The sequence below is a fragment of the Luteibacter sp. Sphag1AF genome, from assembly GCF_014192715.1.
Taxonomy (GTDB): Bacteria; Pseudomonadota; Gammaproteobacteria; order Xanthomonadales; family Rhodanobacteraceae; genus Luteibacter.
This window is the reverse complement of sequence record NZ_JACHYH010000003.1, coordinates 14555-37417: the sequence shown is the minus strand read 5'-3', so window position 1 is coordinate 37417 and position 22863 is coordinate 14555. Positions and strand designations below refer to the sequence as shown.

Genomic DNA, 22863 nt, shown 5'->3' with positions numbered 1-22863 from the left:
CGCCTCGCACCTTCTGGATGCGTTCGATGAGACTTCAAGACCATAACGATTTCACCACGCTGCACTGGGTCAAGGCGGAGCTGGACGACGCCCTGGCCAAGGCACGCCAGGCGCTGGAGTCCTACGTAGAGGACCCGCGCGACGCCTTCGTCATGCATACCTGCGCCGCCGACCTGCACCAGGTGCACGGCACGCTGCGCATGGTGGAGCTGTACGGCGCCGCGATGGTCGTGGGTGAAATGGAACAACTCGTGGCTGCCCTGATCGAAGATCGGGTGGCACAGCGTGACGACGCCTATGCAGCGCTGATGCGCGGCATGATGCAGATGCCCGATTATCTGGAGCGTCTGCAAAGCGGTCACCGCGATGTGCCCATCGTGTTGTTGCCGCTGCTTAATGATCTGCGCGCCAGTCGTGGCGAGCAGTCGCTGCACGAATCGGCCTTGTTCACTCCGAACCTCGACACCATGCTGCCGGCGACGGCACCGGGTGCGAGCGATCCGGCCACGGCCGAGATGCACCGTTCGGAGATCGCGAGCCTGCGTGTCCGCTTCCAGCAGCAGTTGCTGGCATGGTTCCGTGGTCAGGCCAATGATCGCCAGTTGCTGGGCATGCGCGCCACGCTCGATTCGCTGGCCGCGCGTTGCTACACCATCGCAGGCCGTCGCCTGTGGTGGATTGCAGCCGGCGTGCTGGAAGGCCTTGAGCGCGGGGTGCTGCGCGCGCATGCGGGAGACGTGCGCCAGTTGATCGGCCGCGTGGACCGTTGCATCCGCGAACTGGTGGAAGGCGGCGAAGACGCGCTGCAGAGCAGCGATGCCGATGAACTGGCGCGCAAGCTCCTTTATTACGTAGCCCAGGCCAAGCCGGGCAGCGAACGCATCGACGAACTTCGCCAGACTTACCGTCTGGATGGTCTGCTTCCCGATGCGTCGGAAGTGGAGCACGCACGCGGGTCCATGGCCGGTCACAACCGCGCGCTGCTGGATACCGTGTCCGCTGCGATCAAGGACGACCTGCTGCGGGTGAAGGAAGCGCTGGACCTGTTCCTGCGCCGTCCCGATGGCGATCCCGCGCAGCTTGGGTCGCAGGCCGAGGTGCTTGAACGCGTGGGCGACACGCTGGGCATGCTGGCGCTTTCGGTTCCGCGCCGCGTCGTCAACGAACAGCGTCGCATCATTGAAGAAATCGCCACCCGTCTGCGCGCGCCTGATGAAGAGTCGCTGCTGGACGTGGCCGGTGCACTGCTTTACGTGGAAGCATCGCTGGACGATCACATCGAGCGCCTGGGCGCCGAAGACGATCACCTGGACAGCGAAGGTGGCCCCACGCCGCTGCCGCGCAGCGAAGCCCGCCACATTCTGGCCACGCTGATGCGCGAGGCCACCACGAATACGGGCAAGGTGAAGGATGCGATCGTGTCCTTCGTCGAGTCGTCGTGGAATCACGAATATCTCAACGGCACGCCGGAACTGATGGCAGAAATCGGCGGCGCCATGCGCATGCTGAACGCGCTGCGTCCGGCCGAGCTGGCCGATGGCATTGGCCTGTTCATCCATCGCGAATTGCTGGGTGATCGTCGCGTGCCTACCGGCACGCAGATGGATCGACTGGCCGACTCGCTGGCGGCGCTTGAGTACTACCTGGAAGCGGCGCGCGAACATCGCGGCGGTCTGGAACACATCCTTGATGTGACCCAGCAGAGCCTGGCCGACCTCGGCTACTGGCCGGTACCTGTCGAGCACGAGCCGCAGGCACTGGGCGAACGCATCGACGCCATCGAGCAGGAAGCGGTTGAACACATCGCCGTGCCCGAGACGAGTGCCGACATCGGCGAAACAGTCACGACCTTCGCAGACTCGTTCGACATCATCGACGAGCCGGTGGAAGACGACGAGCCCGTCGTCGCTCCGTCCGTCGAAGCGGCTGCCCCTGTGGCGGCCGATGACACCGATTGGGTGGAGATCGAAGAGGAAGTCGAGCAGGAAGTGGGTGGTGACGGCAACGCCGAGTTCGGCGGCTTCCAGATCACCGTCGATGGCATCGACGACGAAATCCGCGAGATCTTCCTCGAAGAAACCGAAGAAGAAATCGGCAACCTGCTTGCTGCACAGAAGGCATGGCTGGCCGATCCGGAGCAGATCCAGGCCCTTACGCCCATCCGCCGTTCGTTCCATACCCTCAAGGGCTCCGGACGTCTGGTCGGCGCGCGTCTGCTGGGCGAGTTCTCCTGGAAAGTGGAGAACATGCTCAACCGCGTGCTGGACGGAAGCATCCCGCCGCACGACGGTGTGCAGGCGCTGGTGCGTCACGCCATCGCCGCGCTGCCGCAGCTGAAGCTCGCGCTGGAAGGCGAGACCACGCTGGCCGCGCCCATCGCTGCCATCATGGAAACGGCCGACAAGATCGCGGCCGGTGACATCACCTACGTCGAAAACGTGGCCAGCAGTGCGATGCAGACGGTGCGCACGAAGGTGAAGCGCCGCGTGCCGCGCGACAGCATTGCCGACGTGCCGACGGCGGCGTTTGCCGGCCTGGCACCGACGACGGATCCGGCGGAAGACACGCTCGCCTTCGTTGACGATACCTATGCCGCGCCGGCCTTGCCGCCCGTGGACTCGGTGCTGCTGGACATCCTGCGCACGGAAGTGGCGCAGTACCAGCAGATCATCCGTGCCAACCTGGCGCGTGCCGCCGGCGTCGAATTGCCGGTGGACGACGCCCTGCTGCGCGCCGTGCACACGCTGCACGGTGCCATCGGGATGGTCGACATTCCGGTGCTGATCCAGGTGCTGGCACCGCTGGAAGGCCTCATCAAGCGCGTGCGCGCCAGCGGTACGCCGCTCAGCGCGGCCGGTGTGGACGTGCTGGGTCAGGCGGCCAACCTGGTGGACGAGGTGATGTCGCTGTTCGACGAGGCGAATCCTGTGGTGCCCAGCGTGGAAGCGCTTGCCGCGCGCATCGCGGCCCTGCGCGACGAGCAGCCCGAGGCCACCGTGGCCCACGTGCTGTACGAACCCGATCCGATGCCGCTGGATGAGGACGAAGACGAACTCGTTCTTGACGCTCCGCCGGTTGAGCCGGAAGCCGAAGTGCAGCCGGTGATCGACGACGAGTGGCTTGTGGACGAGCCGGATGACGAATACGCACCCGTCGCCGGGCCGCTGCCCGAAGCGCTGTCGCCGGCCGAAGTGGCCGCTGACGAAGCGCTTCCTGCCATCGAACGCGAGGAGACGCAGGCGCTGTCTTCCAGCGATGAGCTGACCGCCGAACTGCTGGCTGCCTTCGATACCTTCGAAGTTGACCGTCCGCCCGTGGTCGTCACGCCGATTGCGAAATACGACGCCGATGAAGATGCGAGCTGGAAAGCTCTCATCGAAAGCATGGATGCCGCGCAGGCCGCGGTTGAAGGTCGTTCCACGCACGCGGAGGAAACGCCGGTCGTGGTGCACGACGGCGACGCGGTGCCGGTTGAAACGTCCCTGGAAGAGCCGGCCGTTGAGCCGGAACTGCCGGTGGAAGAGGCCGAGCCGGAAGTGGTTGACGCGCTGGACGACGAGTTGCTGCATGTGGAGGCCGAAGCACCGGTCCCTGTGCAGGAAGACAAGTTCGCCGACGAGGTGGAAGAGCCTGCTGTCGCGGAACCGGAGGTCGAGGTTGCCGCCGTCGAGGCGTCGGTCGAAGAGCCTTCTGTCGAAGAGCCTTCTGTCGAAGAGCCTTCCGTCCAGGAGCCCGTCGCCGCCGAACCTGTCGATGTCGAACCCGTCGCACCGGAATTCTCGCCGTACGCAAACATTGATCCGGATCTTCTCGAAGTGTTCGTGGAGGAAGGTCGCGAAATTCTCGATCACGCCGATGGTGTGCTTGCGCTGTGGCGCGTGGAGCCGGAACAGGCCGAGCACGTGGCGGGTCTCCAGCGTGACTTGCACACGCTGAAGGGTAGTGCGCGCATGGCGGGCATGGCGCCCGTGGGCGACCTGGCGCATGCCATGGAAGCTCTGCTGGACGCCGTGGCCGGTGGTCAGCGCGATGCTGACCGCGCTGCCATCGAAGCGACCGAGGTGGGCTTCGACCGCCTGCATGGACTGGTGCAGAAGATCGCGCTCAACCAAGCCATTGCCATCACTGACGAAGACATCGAGCCGTTTGCACGTCTGGCCGGTGCCCCGATTGCGCCGGATACCGACACGCTGGAAAGCTTCCGCGACGAGCGCGAAGCGGCACGTCCGGTCACCATGATGCAGGACATGCCCGAACTGCTTCCCGAGTTCGAAGAGGAAGAAGTTCAGCGTTCGCCGCAGGAGCAGATCCGCGTTCGCGCAGACATGCTCGACACGTTGGTGAACCATGCGGGCGAAGTGTCGATCTACCGTTCGCGTCTGGAACAGCAGATTGCTAGCTTCCGTTCCACGCTGACCGAGCACGAACAGACCGTCAGCCGTCTGCGCAGCCAGCTGCGCATGCTGGAAATCGAAACCGAAACGCAGATCATCGCGCGTTACCACCAGGAGCATCGCGAAACCGGCATGTCGACGTTCGATCCGCTCGAACTCGATCGCTTCTCGCAGCTTCAGCAGTACTCGCGCGCGCTCGCCGAGTCGGTCTCGGATCTTGTGTCCATTCAGACTATCCTCGATGACCTGACCCGTCAGTCCGAAACCCTCCTGCTTCAGCAGCAGCGCGTCAACGCGGAACTGCAGGACGGTCTGATGCAGACCCGCATGCTTCCGTTCGACGCCATGGTGCCCAACCTGCGCCGAACCCTGCGCCAGGCTGCGCAGGACATGGACAAGCGTGCACAGTTGCAGGTCGAAGGCGCCCACGGCGAAATGGATCGCAACCTGCTTGATCGCATCAAGGCACCGTTCGAGCACATGTTGCGCAACGCGGTCGCTCACGGCATCGAATCGCCCGAAGAACGCGAGCGCGCAGGCAAGCCGGCCGAAGGCACCGTGCGCATCCAGGTGGCACGTGAAGCGACCGAAGTGGTCGTGCGCCTGAGCGACGACGGTGCCGGCATGGACCGCGACGCCATTCGCGCCAAGGCCATCGAGCGCGGCCTGCTGCGCGCGGATGCCCGCATCTCCGACGACCAGCTGTATGCACTGACCCAGGTGCCGGGCTTCTCAACGGCAGAAAAGGTCACCCAGGTGGCCGGCCGTGGCGTGGGCATGGACGTGGTGGCCAACGAGATCAAGCAGCTTGGCGGTACGCTGGGCATTGAATCGGAGCGCGGCGTAGGCACGACCTTCGTGCTGCGCCTGCCGTTCACGCTGGCCGTGACCCAGGCCATCATCGTGCGCATCGGCGAATCCAACTTCGCCATTCCGATGACCTCGGTGCATGGCGTGGCGCGCATTTCGCCGGAAGATCTCATCGAGCGCATGCGCGGCGATGATCCGCAGTTCTCCTATGCGGGTGAAAACTACGCGCTGCATGACCTGGCACAGCTGCTCGGCGTCAACGTGGTGCATTCCTCTGACGAAGCGCAGTTGCCGCTGTTGCTGACCCGAAGCGGTGAACTGCGTGGTGCGATCCGCATCGACGCCGTGATCGGTTCGCGCGAAATCGTGGTCAAGCCGGTGGGTCCGCAGGTGAGTTCGGTGCCGGGCATCCTTGGCGCGACCATCATGGGCGATGGCTCGGTGCTGATGATTCTGGATCTGGCGCCGCTGGTGCGTCACGGTCTGGCCCGTCGCGCCTTCGAGGCCGAAGCCGGCCTGGCCTCGCTGGGCCACGATCAGGACGAAATCCGCACCAAGCCGCTGGTGATGGTGGTCGATGATTCCATCACCATGCGTAAAGTCACCGGCCGCGTGCTGGAGCGCAATGAGTTTGAAGTGACTACCGCGAAAGACGGTATCGACGCCATCGAAAAGCTCAACGAGCGTGTGCCCGACCTGATGCTGCTGGATATCGAGATGCCGCGCATGGACGGCTACGAGCTGGCTACCCACATGAAGGCCGATGCCCGTCTGCGCGACGTGCCCATCATCATGATCACGTCCCGTACCGGCGACAAACATCGCCAGCGCGCCTTCGATATCGGCGTTGACCGTTACATCGGCAAGCCGTATCAGGAGAATGACCTGATCATCCAGATCAACGACGTACTGCGGGTGACCCATGGCTGATCGTTCCTCGTCGGTCGCGTTGCTGTTCGATGACGCGGGCCTGTCCAGCCATCTGCGCGAGGCGCTGGTGGCACTGGGCGCACGCATCGTCTACGAATCGGACCTGAAGTCGTTCGCACCGGCCGAGCTGGTGGGATCGTCGGCCGACGTGGTCGTGGTGGACCTGGACAACCCGTCTGATGCCGACCTGGATCGTTTGTACGACACCGTGGAGGGAGACCAGCCGCGACTGGTCTTCAACGACGCGGATGCCTCGCGCCATCTGGAAGGCTGGGATCGCGCCCGTTGGGCCCGCCACCTTGCCGCCAAGCTGGTAGGCGAGGCGCAGGTTGATCCGCCGCGTCCCGCCGATGCACGGGCGATTGAGCCGAGGCTCGCGCCGGTCGAAGTGGCCGACGCACCTGTGGACGAGCCGGAGGCGCGGAGCACCGTGGCGTTCTCGGACGAGCCCGTTGTCGATGACACCTTTGAAACCTTCGAGCTCGATGAGCCCGTCGTTCACGCATCGTCGGTGGAAGAAGAGCTGGCGGCGCTCGAATTGCCGACGGCGCACGACGAGGCCGTGGAAAACGAGACCGACGTCGAGTCGGTTACGCTGGCCGCCGAGCTGGAAGCGCTGCTGGCGGAAAACGAAACCAGCGCTTTCGATGTCCACGACCTGGACAGCGTGCCGCATTCAGACATGGCGCTGACTGATCTGGCGTCGCTGGACCTGTCGCACTTTGAAGTCATTGAAGAGAAGGCGGCCGAACCGGCGCCCGTTGAGCGGGAGTTCGACATCAGCCGCTTCGAGCTTGCGTCGGTCGATGAAACACCGATGCTCACCGATGACATTGTGCCGGTGCAGATCGAATCGCGTTCCACGGAATATGTGGCTCCTCCGGCCCCCGAATGGGATCTGGTCGATCACGACACCATCGTGGTGGAAACGCCGGAGCAGACGCCTGCGTCCACCTTCGGCATCGAAACCATCAGCGCGGCCGAGTATCTGGCGCAGGACGTGGTGGATGATGGCACGCATGATTTCCAGCCGGGACTCAGTCTTGAACTGGTGTCTATGGAAGAAGCGGTGGCGCCGCGCACCGATAGTGACTTCGCGCACGAGATGTTCCTGGACGTGGGCAGTCGCGCTGTACGTCGCGTGGTGGCATTGGGCGCCGCGCACGAAGGTGAGGCGGCCGTGGGCCGGTTCCTTTCGCGCCTGACCAGCCGCGTGCCCGCCATGTTCCTGGTGGTGCAGCATCACGACGGCGACAGCCAGGCGTTGGCCTCGCGTCTCAGTGCCGTGTCCGCGCGCAAGGTGATCCTTGCCGACGACGGACTGCCTGTTGGCCATGGCGACATCATCGTGGTGCCGCGGGGCAGGCACGTGCAGGTACGCCGTGACGGCGGCCTGGTGCTGAAAGACGATCATAGCGCTCAGAACGCGAGAAGCCCGTCCATCGACGGCGTGTTCAGTTCGCTTGCCACTGGCTTCGGTTCCGACGCACTGGCCATCGTGTTTGCAGGGCAAGCCAACGATGCCGTAGCCGGTTCACAGGCGATCTACGACCGCGGCGGTCGCGTCTGGATTGAAACACCCGAAGACGATGCCCCGGGCCAGATGGTCGCCGGTATTCGCGAAGAGCGCGTCGCAGGCTTTACCGGCGACGTGGACGCACTCGCCAAGAAACTGATCGAGGAATTCCCATGAGCGAGCCGTTACCCCGCGAAATCCGCTGCCTGCTGATTCCTTCCGGCGGCGTCCGCCTGTTGCTGCCCAATGCGTCGGTTGCGGAAGTCATCACGCTGACCAAGCCTGAAGTCGTGCAGGACACGCCGGAATGGCTGTTGGGCCGCATCGCTTACCGTGGCTGGAAGCTGCCGTTGATTTCGTTCGCGCACATCGTGAATGCCGACGAGGAGGGCGCTCCGGCGGCCTCGCGCGTGGCCGTGCTGAAGGCGCTGGGCAACCATCCGAAGCTTCCGTTCATTGCGGTGCTTACCCAGGGCTTCCCGCGCCTGACCACGCTGAACGCCGAGCTCCTGCTGCCGACCCATGACGGTAACGATTTGCCGTTCGGCGTCCGCGCCCAGGTACTCGTCCGCGACGACACCGCGATCATTCCCGATCTGGAAGCCCTGGAAGCCACCGTCACGCCGCTGCTGGCCCTGGACGACGTGGAAGTGCACGAAGCCATCTGACTTCGCTGCCAAGCATTCATCGCGGGCAAGCTCGCTCCTGCAGGACTGCCAGAAAGGCATTCAGCGGCATGAGGTGCTTCTGGACCAGCCGCCCGCTTGACATGTAAATGAGAATCACTATCATCAACTCCGCACCTACTCACTGCGGAGCAGACCATGTTGATGAGAGCGCTTCCCCTTAACGAAGTTACCCCCCGCGACAAAGTCATCCCGCTGCGCGCGCAGGCGGTTGCGGCGCGCCGCATTGCCAGCAAGAACCTGCTGGAAGGCTCGCGCGAGCTGGTGATCGAGCACCAGGGTAACGAGTACCACCTGCGCCTGACGCGTAACGACAAGCTCATCCTCACCAAGTAACCGTGCAGGGCGCCAGGCGCCCCGCACGCGTTTCTCCCCGGGCCTGACGGCCTGCGCGTGTCCTCCATGGACGGGGCCGCCGGCCAGGTCACCCATCGTTCGGACGTCTCATGGAGACCGTATGTTCGGCTGGCTCGCAAGTTTTGGCGTGCATGCACGCGCCCGTTCCACGCCGGTGACGCAATGGTTGAGCGTCGCGCCACGCTCGTTAATCGACGGGCTGGCGCAGTTGGGCGGCGTGCTCTATCTCGCTCAGTCGCGCCATGAGGCGTCCGATGAGATCGCTCTGGCCGGTTGCGTGGTAGAGCAGGCGGACTTCGTTCCGCTCCTGCACACACGTTATGTGGGCCTGACCTGCGCGGTCACCTCCGAAGGCCCGCGCGAATGGATGGATTGCGTCGACGCGCAGGGCACGCTTCTGGCCCGCATCTATCTGCTTCCCGATACCGATTACCTCGCATGGGACGCCCTGTTCGTCGATGCCATTCGCGTGGATGTGCCTGCGCGCTGGGGCGCCGATGCAGAGCTTTGCGGTGTGGCCCATGCACGCGTTGTGCGCTTCACGCGGCGCCGCATGGCCGAACTGGATGTGTTCGGTGCGCGAGCTGTGCGCATCTCGTCGCTGGGGCAGGGTGTGGCGCGCGATATCGCCCTGTCCGAATCGGTGGCGATGTCCGGCTGATTGTCCCGGTGTCCGTGTCCGGTGTCCGCGGACACCGGACCACAGCACGGCGCTTATTCTAACAAGCTGATAAATAGCCGGTTTTCGGATGCGTTCCGACTGGCACGACCCTTGCTCATATGTTCCCGTCTCCACGATGTCCGTGGTCAGGGAACCTGAAATGATCCGCGATACCTCCGCTCAGGATCGTCTTGTCGAAGTCCGCCCGAACACGCGCCGCAAGCTGGTGTATATCGGCGGCGGTGTGGCGGCGCTTGCGCTGTGCGCGTTCATGGCGCCGAAGGTGATGACCATGTTTTCCACTGACGCATCCGTCAGTGGATCGCGCCTCAGTTACGCCGTGGTCGAACGTGGCCCGTTCGTTCGCGACATCGCGGCCGAAGGCAAGGTGGTGGCTGCGGTCAGCCCCACGTTGTATGCCGCCTCACCCGGCGCAGTGGTGCTGAAGGTGCATGCCGGTGATGTCGTGAAGAAGGGGCAGGTACTTGCCTCGATCACCAGCCCCGAATTGACCAACAAGCTCGCGCAGGAAACGTCTGCCGCCAATGCGATGGAAGTGGATTATCTGCGCGCGCAGATCGACGCTCGCAAGAAGCGTCTTGAATTGCAGAAGGCTGTCGACAACGCCATCATCGACCAGAAGTCGGCCGAGCGCGATCAGGAACGCTACGAAAAGGCCTTCAGCAAGGGTGCGGTGCCCAGCATGGACGTCGACAAATCCAAGTCGACTGTCGAGAAGGCGGTGATCACCACGAAGCACGCGCAGACCGATCTTGGCCTGGACAACGACAGCGCCGAATTCGACGTGAAGTCCAAGCGCCTCGCGCATGACCGTCAGGTGCTGCTGGTGCAGGACCTGGAGCGTCAGGTGGCCGATCTGGACGTGAAGTCACCGGTGGATGGTCAGGTGGGTCAGCTCTTCATCGCCGAGCGTGCCACCGTCGCCAAAGACGCCCAGTTGCTCAGCATCATCGACCTGAGCGCCCTCGAAGTGGAAATGAAGGTGCCCGAGAGCTTCGCCCGCGATCTGGGCATCGGTATGCCCGGCGAAATCACCGGCAACGGCAAGGTGTGGCAGGGCAAGGTCAGCGCGATCTCACCCGAAGTGGTCAACGGTGAAGTGTCGGCACGACTGCGCTTCGATGGCGCCACGCCGCAGCAGCTTCGCCAGAACCAGCGCCTGTCTGTGCGCATCCTTCTGGACAAGCGCGACAACGTGCTCACGGTGTCGCGAGGTTCGTTCGTGGATGAAAGTGCAGGTCGTTACGCCTATGTGGTTCACGACGGCGTGGCAGACAAGCGCGAGATTCGTGTCGGTGCCAACAGCATCGACAAGGTAGAGATCCTGTCTGGCCTGAATGCAGGCGACAAGATCGTGATTTCCGGCTCCGACGGTTTCAACGGCGCCGCGCACGTGGCGATCAGCCGGTAACGGCTGACTCGTCCCGCTCCGTTGTGCCTTCAAACCATCCCAATCATCAAGAGGAAACAGCCATGCTGAAGATGAGCCATCTGGCCAAGGTCTACCGCACCGAAGTTGTTGAGACTTACGCGCTGCGTGACTTCAACATCAACGTGAAGGAAGGCGAGTTCGTCGCTGTTACGGGACCGTCCGGTTCGGGCAAGACCACCTTCCTGACCATCGCCGGTCTTCTGGAAACGTTCACGGGCGGCGAGTACCACCTCGACGGCGTGGAAGTCAGCAAGCTGGACGACAACGCCCGCTCGCGCATTCGCAACGAGAAGATCGGCTTCATTTTCCAGGCATTCAACCTGATTCCCGATCTGAACGTGTTCGACAACGTGGAAGTGCCGCTGCGCTATCGCGGCATGAAGGCCGCCGAGCGCAAGCAGCGCATCATGGATGCACTGGAGCGCGTGGGTCTGGCATCGCGTGCAAAGCACTATCCGGCCGAACTGTCCGGTGGTCAGCAGCAGCGCGTCGCTATCGCCCGGGCACTGGCCGGCTCGCCGCGCCTGCTTCTGGCCGATGAACCGACCGGTAACCTCGACACGCAGATGGCCCGCGGCGTGATGGAGCTTCTGGAAGAAATCCATCGAGAAGGCGCCACCATCGTGATGGTGACCCATGATCCCGAACTTGCCGCACGCGCACAACGCAACGTGCATGTGATCGATGGTCAGGTGGTTGACCTGGCGGAAGACCCGCGCTTCCACGCGGCATCGCATCTGGCAGATACGGCGTCGTAATACGGGATCGTCGTGGACGCGACGGCACAGCCGTCGCGCATTGAAGCGGAACACTCCGCGCATCGTTGGGGAACGAACGCCATGTTTGCTTATTACCTGCAGCTGGGCCTGCGGAGCCTGCGTCGAAATCCGATGCTTACCGCCTTGATGGTGATGGCGATCGGATTCGGCGTGGCCGCTTCCATGACAACTTATTCGGTATTCCGTGCCACATCGCGTAATCCGATTCCGCAGAAGTCCGACGTGCTTTACATGGCGCAGGTGGACAACTGGGGCCCGGAAAACACCGAGAAGGGCGAGCCGCCGAATGCTCTGTCCTACATTGACGCCATGGCGCTGATGCGTGCAAAGAAAGCTTCGCGCCAGACGGCCATCTATCCTATCGGTCCTTCGGTGATTCCCGAGGACGCAGGGCGCCTGCCCATGCGCCAGGGCGCTTATGCGGTGGGTGCCGACTTTTTCACCATGTTTGACGCGCCTTTCATCCAGGGTGGTCCGTGGACGAGTGAGGACGACGACAAGCACGCCAGCACCATCGTCATTGATCGCAAGCTCAATGAGAAGCTTTTCAATGGTGGGCAAAGTGTAGGCAAGCAGGTGAATCTGGACGGTCGACTTTTCCGCGTCACCGGAGTCATTGACGAATGGAACCCGCAGCCGCGCTTCTTCGACGTGGTCAACACCGGCGGTTTTGACGATGCGCCGGGTGTGTACATTCCCTACAACCGCGCCATCGACCTGCAACTTGCCACCAACGGCAACAACAACTGCTCGTCTGATCCGGGCGAGGGCTGGGACAACTACATCCGCTCAGAATGCATCTGGAATGCCTTCTGGGTTGAGCTGCCGACGAAAGCCGCTGCCGCCGATTACAAGCGGTTTCTTCAGGGCTACGCCTCGGAACAGCAGCGCGCGGGTCGTTTTCGCTGGGCGCCGAATGTCCGCCTGCGCGGCGTGATGGAATGGCTGGACGTGCAGCACGTCGTGCCGCCGGAGTCGCAGATTTCGCTGGCCGTCGCGTTTGGATTCCTGATCATCTGCCTGGTCAACACGATTGGACTGTTGCTTGCGAAGTTCATGCGTCGTGCGCCTGAAATCGGTGTCCGCCGTGCACTGGGCGCATCACGTCGCACGATCTACGCGCAGTTCCTGATCGAAGCGGGCACCGTCGGACTCGCAGGTGGCTTGCTGGGACTGATCCTGACAGGCATCGGCGTACTTGGCGTTGGCCTGGTCTTTCCCAAGGACATCGCGCGGCTTGCGACGCTTGATCCTTCCCTGGTGCTGCTGACGCTGGTAGTGGCTATCGCCGCATCGCTCATCGCAGCCTTCTACCCCACGTGGCGCGCCGCTCAGGTGCAGCCGGCGTGGCAGCTCAAGTCGAATTAAGAGGCGTCGCCATGCAGATCAAACCGATTCTTGCCGCGCTTCGCCGGCACAAGGCGGGCACCATCCTGATCGCGCTGCAAATCGCGCTCACGCTCGCCATCGTCTGCAATGCGCTGTTCATCATCCAGGAACGTGTTTCGCGACTGTCGCGAACGACGGGCATGGATGAGAGCAACGTCATTGCCATCGCCAACCGCTATGTGGGACCGGCCACGGTGTTCGGTCCCACGATCAAGACCGATCTTGCCGCCATCCGCAACATGGCGGGCGTGGAAGACGCCTATGCCACCAATTCATACCCGCTGCGCAATGGCGGCTGGTCGATGGGTGTGCGACTGATTCCTGACGCGAAGAAGGAAATCACGTCTACCACGCTGTACTTCGTCGACGATCACGCACTGCGGACACTTGGCGTGAAGCTGATCGAAGGCCGCAACTTCAATGCCGGCGAGGTCATCATGCTGGACCCGCGCAAGTCCACCGCCTTGCCGCAGGTCATCATTACCAAGGCGCTGGCCCAGAAGTTGTTCGCCGATGGCAAGTCGCTTGGCAAGACAATTTACCTTTCCCAGGAAGGCAAACCCTCCACCGTGATCGGCGTGGTGGAAAAGCTGCAGGTTCCCTGGGTGGGGACGTGGGCCGGCTCGTTCGATCAGCACGCTGTGCTGCTTCCCGCCACGCTCGACGCCAATTATCAGAACTTCCTGGTCCGCGCGCGTCCCGGCCAGCAGGAGGCGGTGCTCAAGGCATTGCCCAAGCTGCTGATCGACACGAATCGCATGCGGGTCATTCCTGAGGAGGGTGGCGTGCGTTCGTTCGAGGATGTTCGTCGTCGTGCTTACGAGACCGACCGCGGCATGGCCATCCTGATGGGTATCGTCTGCGCCGTGCTCCTGGCCATCACTGCCGCCGGCATCGTGGGCCTGTCCAGTTTCTGGGTGGGGCAGCGCCGCAAGCAGATTGGTGTGCGACGCGCACTGGGTGCGACCAAGGGCGACATTCTCAGCTACTTCATGACCGAGAATTTCCTGATCGCGCTGGGTGGCGTGATCGTCGGATCCGCTCTTGCCTATGGCATGAACCAGTGGCTGCTTGAGCAGTTCGAGATGCAGCGCCTTTCGCTGGTGTACGTCATAACGGGAGTGGTCGCACTACTGCTGCTTGGCCAGGCTGCCGTACTGGCGCCTGCATTGCGCGCATCAAGGGTGTCGCCCGTCGAAGCGACACGCTCGGTCTGATTCCGACGTCCTCTGGAGCTATCCATGTTCGGTTATTACCTTGAGCTTGCCATGCGCAGCATGAAGCGCAACCGCGTACTCACCGCCCTGATGGTGGTGGCCGTGGCGCTGGGCATTGGAAGCTGCATGACAACGCTCACGGTCCTGCATGTGCTGTCGGGCGATCCGATGCCTGGCAAAAGCCAGAACCTGTACACGCCACAGATTGATCCACGGGCCATGGATGGCTACGTGGAAGATGGCCCGATGCTGGATCAGGTGACGTGGATCGACGGGATGAATCTCCTCAGGTCAAAGCGTGGCGAACATCAGGCTCTGATGACCGGTGGCGCGATGACGGTTCAGCCTTCCGATGGGTCCATTGATCCGTTCTATGCGAATTCCCGATACACCACGGCTGACTTCTTCCCGATGTTCGCGATCCCGCTGCTTTACGGCCGTGCCTGGAACGCGAGCGATGATGAGGCGAGGACGCGTGTCGCAGTCATTTCGAGCGAACTGAACGACAAGCTGTTCCACGGCGAGGACAGCACGGGCAAGAGCATTCGCATCCACGGTACCGACATGAGGATCGTGGGGGTGATCGGTGACTGGCGTCCGACACCACACTTCTATGATCTGAACATGGGTGACTTCGCCAATACGGAAGATGTGTTCGTACCGTTGTCTGTGGCGCGTGAGCTTCTGCTTCCCCGCAGCGGGTCGATCGACTGCTGGGGTCCTGGCGGCAGTGCCGAGGAGAGCCTGGAGAAGGCGTCCTGCGTGTGGCTGCAATTCTGGGTTCAGCTCGACTCGCCGGCGAAGGCCGCCGAGTATCGGCAGTTCCTGCTTCATTACGTGCAGGAACAGAAGGCACTGGGACGTTTTGAGCGTCCGGCGCGGGTGGAGCTTTTCAACGTCATGCAGTGGATGGATTACAAACAGGTGGTGCCGGGTGACGTCAAATTGCAGACGCTTCTGGCGATGGGCTTCTTTCTTGTATGCCTCGTGAACACGGTGGGTCTCATGCTTGCCAAGTTCATGCGTCGCTCGGTGGAAGTGGGTGTGCGACGTGCGCTGGGTGCATCTCGTCGCGCCGTGTTTGCGCAGTTGTTGACGGAGGCCGGCATCATCGGATTGATGGGAGGACTGCTGGGACTGATGCTTGCCATGGCCGGTCTGGTGCTGGTGCGCGCGCAGCCTGCGCAATATGCGTCGCTCGCGCATCTGGATATGGAAATGCTGGTGCTCACGATGGTGCTTGCCATCGTCGCCACGGTGCTGGCGGGCGTCTTGCCGGCATGGCGCGCATGCCAGATTGCCCCCGCGCTTCAGCTCAAGACCCAATGAGGTTCACGATGGAAATTCGTCCGATCCTTTCCACGCTGCGTCGCCACAAGGTCACCGCTACGCTGGTGATCCTGGAGATCGCGCTGACGTGTGCCATCGTCTGTAATGCCATCTTCCTGATCGGCCAGCGCCTGGATCATATTGATCTGCCCAGCGGCGTCGCTGAAAGCGAGCTGATGCAGATTATCCCCGTGGGTATCGGCAAGCAGGCCGATTCCCATGCGCGGGCAACGGCAGATCTGGCGGCCCTCCGGCAAATCCCAGGAGTGACCGGTGCGACCATGGCCAACCAGCTGCCGTTCGGCAATCAGTCGTGGAACTCATCCATCCGGCTTTCGCCTGACCAGAAGCTGCCATCGCTCAATTCCACGATCTACTATGGCCAGGACGTCGTCCGCATCTATGGCCTGGACCTCATTGCAGGCCGCAACTTCCAGGACGATGAGTACAAATGGTGGGACGATACTGCTGGGGACGATTCACTGTCGCCGCACGTCGGCATCGTCACCCAGGCGTTGGCCAGGAAGCTTTTCCCGAACGAAAATCCGTTGGGAAAGACCATCTGGCAGGGCACCAACAACATCCAGATCATCGGCGTGGTCCGCACGCTGACACGCCCGAACCTGCGTGATGTTGAGTCCAACGGATACAGCATCATCATGCCGTTGCGCGTCACGATGGGTAATTTCGCTGGCTTCGTGCTGCGTTCGCGCCCACAGGACCGTGCGCGGGTGCTGGACGAAGCGGTGGCGACGCTCAGAAAGCAGGATCCGAGGCGCGTCTTTACCGAGAAGCGTACCTACGACGAGATACGAAAGAAATTCTTCGCGGGCGACCGCTCCATGACAGTGCTGCTGGCGACGGTATGCGCAGCGTTGCTCATCGTCACGGCGCTGGGCATTGTCGGACTGGGTAGTTTCTGGGTCGCGCAACGGCGTCGGCAGATAGGGGTGCGTCGCGCCCTGGGCGCCCGGCGGATCGACATCGTGCGGTATTTCCAGACCGAGAATTTCCTGCTCGCCACCATCGGCATCGCTCTTGGCATGGTTCTGGCTTACGGTATCAATCTCCTGCTGATGGTCCACTACGAACTGCCGCGTCTTCCGTTCATCTATCTTCCCGCGGGTGCTGCGCTGCTCTGGCTGCTTGGACAGGCGGCGGTGCTGGGCCCCGCGTTGCGCGCCGCCTCCGTTCCGCCAGTGGTTGCCACCCGCGGATGACCTCATGGTGTGCATAATGGACAAAGGGTGCGAAAGGGTTTCAACCTTTTCGCCTGGGGCAGCATCCATGGATGCATGCGAAAGGACATCATGCGTACCGTACTGATTATTGATGACAACCCTGCAGTGGGCGAGGCGTTGTCGCTCGCGTTATCCCTGCGGGACATTCGCGCCCTGGTGGCGCACACACCGGAAGAGGGCCTGGCGGTACTGGGGCGTGAAACGGTGGACGTGGTCATCCAGGACATGAATTTCACCGCCGATACCACGTCTGGCGAGGAAGGCATTGCGTTGTTTCGCGAAATTCGCGGCCGCCATACCGACCTTCCGGTGATCCTGCTTACCGCATGGACGCATCTGGAAAGCGCCGTGGAACTGGTGAAGGCTGGAGCCGCCGACTATCTGGCCAAGCCGTGGGACGACGCAAAGCTGTTGCAGACGGTGGAAAACCTGCTGGAGCTTTCGGAATCCACGCGTGAGGTGACCCGTGCGCGCATCGAACGTCGCAAGCGTCGCGAAGCGTTGCAGAGCCGCTACGATCTGGCGGGTCTGGTCTTTGCTTCCGAAGGCATGGGGCGCACTATCGAGCTGGCCTGTCAGGTGGCCAAATCCGATGTGCCCGTGCTGGTCACCGGCCCCAATGGCGCGGGAAAAGAACGTATCGCTGCGATTGTGCACGCCAATTCGGCGGTCAAGCGTGGTCCGTTCATTGCCGTGAATTGCGGCGCGCTGCCCGGCGAACTGATCGAGGCTGAACTCTTCGGTGCCGATGCCGGCGCGTATACCGGCGCCAACAAGGCACGCGAAGGCCGTTTTGAAATGGCCGATGGCGGCACGCTGTTTCTGGACGAGATCGGCAACCTGCCGCTTCCCGGCCAGATGAAATTGCTGCGCGTGCTGGAAACCGGGCAATTCGAGCGTCTGGGTTCCGGGCGTACCCGTCAGGCCCGCGTCCGCGTCATCAGTGCCACCAATGCCGATCTGAAGGGAATGATCCGCGCAGGTACGTTCCGCGAGGATCTGTACTACCGCCTCAACGTCATCGAAGTGAATCTGCCTCCGCTGGCCGAGCGCACCGACGACATCCTGCCGCTGGCCGAGTTCTTCCTCGAAGAGCGTGCCGTGCTGACCGAGGACGCACGCGAGGCTTTGCTTGCGCACAGCTGGCCGGGCAACGTGCGCGAATTGAAGAACGCCATTGTGCGCGCTGCGTTGCTGGCACCGCACGGCCGCATTGATGCGGAGCATCTGAACCTGCCTGCTCATTCACCGAATGCCGCACGCAATCTGGATGAACCCACGCGTGAATCCGTGGAAGCGGCACTGGCCTCAGCCGGCGGCGTCATCAGCCGCGCCGCCAGCTCCCTGGGCCTGTCCCGCCAGGCACTGTATCGCCGCATGGAGCGCTACGGGCTCGCTACCTGATCTGGTAGCGTGGCAACCGGGCGGACGGTGCATCCTTGGGAGAGGGAACGCGCGTGAGAACGATGTCGCTTGAAGGACGAATGACCCTCCTGATCGGCACGTCCGCGCTGGTCGGTGCGCTGGTGTACGCGTCGCTCACCGAGTGGCCGGTGCCGCAATTGATGGCATGGCTGAGTGCTACCGAGAAACACGCGGCAGGTGCGAAGGCTGTGACATCGGCAGCCACGATCCAGCCGATCGGTCCTTGGGGCGCGCTGACGTTGAGCGTGCTGGTGCTGGTGCCGTTGTCCGCGTGGCTCGCGCATGCGGTGATGCAGCCGTTGCGCAGCCTGATGCGTGCACTGCAAAGTGCCGTGGCCAGTTATCGCGACGGCGATTTCAGCATGTCCATCGCATCGCCGCGCCGGGATGAGCTGGGCGACCTCATCAAGATGCACAACGAACTGGGGCAGACGCTGCGCGACCAGCGCCAGCACCTGGCCCAGCGCGAACTGCTGTTGGACACCGTGGTGCAGAACACGCCTGTCGCGCTCGTGCTTACGGATGGGGCGGGCAAAGTTACCTACGCCAATATCGCTGCGCGTCATCTTTTCAATGAAGGGCGCACGCTGGCCGGGCTCGATTTCGACGAATTATTGAATGGCATGCCCCAGCCGCTGCGCGTGGCGGCACAGGGTGGCGAGGATGCGCTGCTGACGGTGGAGATGGAGGGCGGGGAGGAAACCTTCCATCTGTCGCAGCGGAATTTCCGCCTTCAGGGCAGGCCGCATCGCCTCCAGTTGTATCGCCGCATGACCCGCGAGCTGTCACGGCAGGAAGTGGCCACCTGGAAACGCGTCATCCGCGTCATCAGTCACGAGTTGAACAACTCGCTGGCGCCCATTTCGTCGCTGTCGCACTCGGGTATCGAGCTGGCACGGCGGGGCGACCTGGAACGGCTTCCGGGCGTCTTTGCGTCCATTGGCGAACGGGCCCGGCATCTGCACGGCTTCATCGCCGGCTATGCCAGTTTCGCCAAGCTGCCCACGCCGCGCACCGAGCCGGTGGAGTGGAAGCCATTTCTCGACGGGCTGGCCTTGCACTGCCAGTTTCAGCTGGCAGCCGCACTGCCCGACATCCCCGGCCGCTTTGACCGCACCCAGATTGAGCAGGTTCTCATCAATCTCATCAAGAACGCCCATGAAGCGGGCGGGGAAGCGGACGACGTGTCGCTCAGCATCCTTCTGGTGGGGCATGAGCTGCGCATCGAAGTGGCCGACCGGGGTCCGGGCATGAACGAAATGGTGCTGGCACAGGCCCTTTTACCGTTCTACTCCACCAAACGCGCGGGTACGGGACTGGGCCTGGCGCTGGCCCGCGAGATCGTCGAAGCACACGGCGGGCGCATCTCCCTGGCCAATCGGGAAGGCGGCGGTCTGCGTGTCACTCTTCTGTTGCCGCTGAACGGATGACCTTCACCTATACTCCCGAATATCCATCGGATCGGGAGTGCGGGAAATGGGAAGCATCGTTGCGTTAGTGGTTGTGTTCGTTGTCGTCATCCTGTTGTCGAAGCTGGTTCGCGTCGTGCCCCAGGGCTATGAGTGGACCGTGGAGCTGTTCGGCAAGTACACGGGCACGCTGACGCCGGGTCTGCATTTCCTCATTCCCATCATGTACGGCATTGGCCGCAAGATGAACATGATGGAGCAGGTGCTGGATGTTCCCTCGCAGGACGTCATCACCAAGGACAACGCCGTGGTCCGCGTGGACGGCGTGGTGTTCTATCAGGTACTGGACGCCGCCAAGGCGGCCTATGAAGTGGCCAACCTCGAAGGCGCCGCACTGGCGCTCATCATGACCAACATCCGCACGGTGCTGGGCTCGATGGACCTGGACGAAAGCCTGAGCCAGCGCGACGCCATCAACGCGAAGCTGCTGGGCGTGATCGACGAAGCCACCCATCCGTGGGGCGTCAAAGTCACCCGTATCGAAATCAAGGACATTTCGCCGCCGCGCGACCTGGTGGACGCCATGGCCCGCCAGATGAAGGCCGAGCGCGAAAAGCGCGCCAACATCCTTGATGCCGAGGGCTTCCGTCAGGCCGCCATCCTCAAGGCCGAAGGCGAGAAGCAGTCCGCCATCCTTGAAGCCGAAGGCAAGAAGGAAGCGGCGTTCCGTGAAGCAGAAGCCCGCGAGCGCAAAGCCGAGGCAGAAGCCAAGGCCACCACGATGGTCTCCACGGCCATTGCCGGCGGTGACGTCAATGCCCTGAATTACTTCGTCGCCAACAACTACGTGGAAGCGCTGAAAGAGATGGCCAAATCGCCGAACCAGAAAATGCTGCTGCTGCCCATCGAGGCCACGGGCATCCTGGGCTCGCTGGCGGGTATTGCAGAGCTGGCCAAGGATTCGCTGGCCCAGCAGCAGACGCGTACGCAGGCCGCGAACGCTGATCGCACGCCGCCGCCGATCCGCTGACGGCCATGAGCGACATGGCATTGCATTACCTGTGGTGGATCGTGGCGCTGCTGCTTATCGGCGGCGAAGTGCTGTTGCCCGGCTATTTCATGCTGTGGATCGGTTTTGCGTCCGCCGCCATGGGCGTGGTGCTGCTCTTTATTCCCGGCCTCGGGCCCGTGGCGCAGGCGCTGGTCTTTGCGCTGTTTTCGTTTGTGTCCTGCTTCGCGTACTGGAAGTACATCCGGCCACGTGTGGACAGCATTCCTGTCGGCAACGAGCGGCTTAATCGTCGCGGCGAGCAGTTGATCGGCCAGCGTTACGAGCTGATCGAGCCCATCGTGAACGGGCGCGGCAAAGCGCGCGTGGGCGATGGCATGTGGCTGGTGAGCGGCCCTGATCTTCCCGTCGGCACGATGGTGGAGGTCACGGGTGTGGATGGCACAACGCTCAAGGTCAGAGCATGGGCGCAAGCGTAGTCAATACAGCGGTGCCGACGTCGTTCGCGACGACGGCGATCAATACCCGCATTGCGTTTCTGGTGGAGCTGGCTCGCCGGCTTCACCAGTACGGCACCACCGCGCCGCGTCTGGAAAGTGCCATGTTCAGCGTGGCGCAGCGCATGGGGCTGGTGGCGGATGTCTGGTCGAGCCCTACCGCCATCATTGTTTCGTTTTCGGATCAGGCGCAGGGCGATGATGGTGTGGCTCAGGTCACCCAGGTCATGCGCCTGCCGCCGGGTGACGTGAACCTTGCGCGCCTGTGCGAAGCCGATCGCATCGCTGATGCGGTGATCGACGGCCATATGGGCCTGCGTGAAGGCTTTCAGTCGCTGCGTGCGCTGGGCAAGCCGGAAACCCGGCGTTCCGAGGCCGCACTGATCGCCAGCTACGGTCTGGCAGCGGCCACGGTCGTGGCGTTGCTTCTGCACAGCGCCTGGGTCGACCTGATCACGGCAGGCTTCATTGGCGTGGTGATCGGCAGCATCACTGTTGCCTCGGCCACGCGGCCGCGCCTGGCGGTGGCCAGCGAGGCCATCAGTGCCATGGTGGCCACGGCCATCGCCACGCTGGTCAGCGCATTTGTCGTGCCGCTGGCCTTGAAGTCGGTGATCCTCGGCAGCCTTATTGTGCTGCTTCCCGGCATGGCATTGACCACCGCTGTGCGCGAGATTTCCAGCGGCCATCTGGTGGCCGGCGTGGCGCGGATGGGCGGGGCTATCGCTACGTTGCTGAAGCTGACCTTCGGCGCGGTTGCCGCCAGCCAGTTGTTCGAGGCGCTGGGCATCAAGGCGCACGATTATGCCGTGCCGCCGCTACCGGGCTGGATGGACTGGCCGTCACTGGTGCTGGGTGCGTTCTCGTTCGCCATTCTTTTCCGCGCCGCCCGCAAGGACTGGCTGGTGGTGATGGGCGCGGTGATCGTTGGGTATCTGGCCACCCGCTGGGGCGGCATGATCGCCGGCACCTTGCCGTCAGCTCCGGTAGGCGTCTTTATCGGCGGCCTGTTGCTGGGGGCGGTCAGCAACCTGTACGCACGGTTCGCTCACCAGCCCGGTGCGGTGATTCGTGAGCCCGGCATCATCCTGCTGGTGCCGGGAAGTATCAGTTTCCGCAGCGTGTCTTATCTTCTGGACCACGACGCGTCGCTGGGCATGGATACCGGCTTGCTCGTCGTCACGCTGCTGGTGTCGCTGGTGGCCGGCCTGCTGTTTGGCGACTTGCTGATCGCGCCGCGGCGCTCGCTGTAACGCATTGGTATTACGGATCGGCCACGGCCATTAATCCGGTTTCAGACTCCCCGGATCAGACTCGGAAAAAAGCCGGCCAATGGCCGGCTCTTCCTTGCGCGGGTAGATGTCGAATCAGACCAGAAGGTCTTTTTCTTTCTTGCCCGCTTTCAGTGCATCGTTGAACCAGCGCGGGCGCTTGCCGCGACCAGACCAGGTCTGCTCGGCATCCGCCGGATTGCGATATTTCGGAGCGACGGTAATGCCTGCGCGCTTGGATTTGGCGCGGGTGCCGAACACGTCTTCAAAGGTAAAACCCTCGGCCTTGAGAAGGGCGTGGATTTTCTCTTTCAGCTTGAAAACCTTTTCCTTGCGCAGTTCGGACTGGCGCGACTGGGCTTTCGTGATGAGGTCGTTGAGCTGGTTGTGATTCAGGTTTTTGATGTCGACCGCCATGAGAAACTCCGCATTTTTTATTGTTGACGTTATTGCCCCGCACCATGGGTCATTCGCGGGAACGCCCATGGTG

Annotated in this window: 17 protein-coding genes; 16 read left to right on the top strand and 1 reads right to left on the bottom strand. The window is 62.8% G+C overall.

Annotated features, from left to right (window positions below; all coding sequences use genetic code 11):
• Positions 1-26 precede the first annotated feature (26 nt).
• The 16 genes from FHW69_RS09595 to FHW69_RS09520 all read left to right on the top strand — a co-directional run bounded on the left by FHW69_RS09595 (position 27) and on the right by FHW69_RS09520 (position 22355).
• A complete protein-coding gene (locus FHW69_RS09595; RefSeq protein ID WP_183422849.1) occupies positions 27-6134 on the top strand; it encodes an Hpt domain-containing protein in 6108 nt (2035 codons plus the stop codon).
• A complete protein-coding gene (locus FHW69_RS09590; RefSeq protein WP_183422848.1) occupies positions 6127-7827 on the top strand; it encodes a chemotaxis protein CheB in 1701 nt (566 codons plus the stop codon). The genes FHW69_RS09595 and FHW69_RS09590 overlap by 8 nt, the downstream gene beginning before the upstream one ends.
• Positions 7824-8318, top strand: coding sequence for a chemotaxis protein CheW (locus FHW69_RS09585; protein ID WP_183422847.1), 495 nt, complete (start codon positions 7824-7826; stop codon positions 8316-8318). Before FHW69_RS09590 ends, FHW69_RS09585 begins: the two co-directional genes overlap by 4 nt.
• Positions 8319-8474: 156 nt before the next feature.
• Positions 8475-8672 carry a hemin uptake protein HemP gene (locus FHW69_RS09580; protein WP_183422846.1) on the top strand — a complete coding sequence of 66 codons (198 nt, stop codon included), beginning with the start codon at positions 8475-8477 and terminating at the stop codon, positions 8670-8672.
• Positions 8673-8793: 121 nt separating this feature from the next.
• Positions 8794-9354, top strand: coding sequence for a hypothetical protein (locus tag FHW69_RS09575; RefSeq protein ID WP_183422845.1), 561 nt, complete (start codon positions 8794-8796; stop codon positions 9352-9354).
• Positions 9355-9514: 160 nt separating this feature from the next.
• On the top strand, positions 9515-10786 hold the full coding sequence (locus FHW69_RS09570) for an efflux RND transporter periplasmic adaptor subunit (protein WP_183422844.1): 1272 nt from the start codon (positions 9515-9517) through the stop codon (positions 10784-10786).
• A 62-nt stretch (positions 10787-10848) separates the two neighbouring features.
• Positions 10849-11565 (top strand): ABC transporter ATP-binding protein, encoded by a 717-nt coding sequence (locus FHW69_RS09565; protein ID WP_183422843.1) that lies wholly within the window; start codon positions 10849-10851, stop codon positions 11563-11565.
• Positions 11566-11646: 81 nt separating this feature from the next.
• Entirely contained in the window at positions 11647-12954 is a 1308-nt protein-coding gene (locus FHW69_RS09560; protein WP_183422842.1) for an ABC transporter permease, read from the top strand.
• Positions 12955-12965: 11 nt separating this feature from the next.
• The gene (locus FHW69_RS09555; protein WP_183422841.1) at positions 12966-14192 is read left to right on the top strand and encodes an FtsX-like permease family protein; all 1227 of its coding nucleotides are present in this window, start codon (positions 12966-12968) and stop codon (positions 14190-14192) included.
• Positions 14193-14216: 24 nt separating this feature from the next.
• A complete protein-coding gene (locus tag FHW69_RS09550; protein WP_183422840.1) occupies positions 14217-15521 on the top strand; it encodes an ABC transporter permease in 1305 nt (434 codons plus the stop codon).
• Positions 15522-15529: 8 nt separating this feature from the next.
• Positions 15530-16741 (top strand): FtsX-like permease family protein, encoded by a 1212-nt coding sequence (locus FHW69_RS09545; RefSeq protein WP_183422839.1) that lies wholly within the window; start codon positions 15530-15532, stop codon positions 16739-16741.
• Between the two features lie 90 nt (positions 16742-16831).
• A complete protein-coding gene (locus FHW69_RS09540; protein ID WP_183422838.1) occupies positions 16832-18166 on the top strand; it encodes a sigma-54 dependent transcriptional regulator in 1335 nt (444 codons plus the stop codon).
• An 80-nt stretch (positions 18167-18246) separates the two neighbouring features.
• A complete protein-coding gene (locus tag FHW69_RS09535) occupies positions 18247-19617 on the top strand; it encodes an ATP-binding protein (protein ID WP_343204004.1) in 1371 nt (456 codons plus the stop codon).
• A 46-nt stretch (positions 19618-19663) separates the two neighbouring features.
• Entirely contained in the window at positions 19664-20626 is a 963-nt protein-coding gene (locus FHW69_RS09530) for an SPFH domain-containing protein (protein ID WP_183422837.1), read from the top strand.
• Positions 20627-20631: 5 nt separating this feature from the next.
• Complete coding sequence (locus FHW69_RS09525; RefSeq protein WP_183422836.1) at positions 20632-21084, top strand: NfeD family protein; 453 nt, start codon at positions 20632-20634, stop codon at positions 21082-21084.
• Positions 21069-22355: a threonine/serine exporter family protein gene (locus tag FHW69_RS09520; protein ID WP_183422835.1), complete on the top strand. Its 1287-nt coding sequence runs from the start codon at positions 21069-21071 to the stop codon at positions 22353-22355. Before FHW69_RS09525 ends, FHW69_RS09520 begins: the two co-directional genes overlap by 16 nt.
• 114 nt (positions 22356-22469) lie before the next feature.
• Here FHW69_RS09520 and FHW69_RS09515 read toward each other — a convergent pair whose 3' ends face one another.
• The gene (locus FHW69_RS09515) at positions 22470-22790 is read right to left on the bottom strand and encodes an H-NS histone family protein (RefSeq protein ID WP_183422834.1); all 321 of its coding nucleotides are present in this window, start codon (positions 22788-22790) and stop codon (positions 22470-22472) included.
• Between the last annotated feature and the right edge of the window lie 73 nt (positions 22791-22863).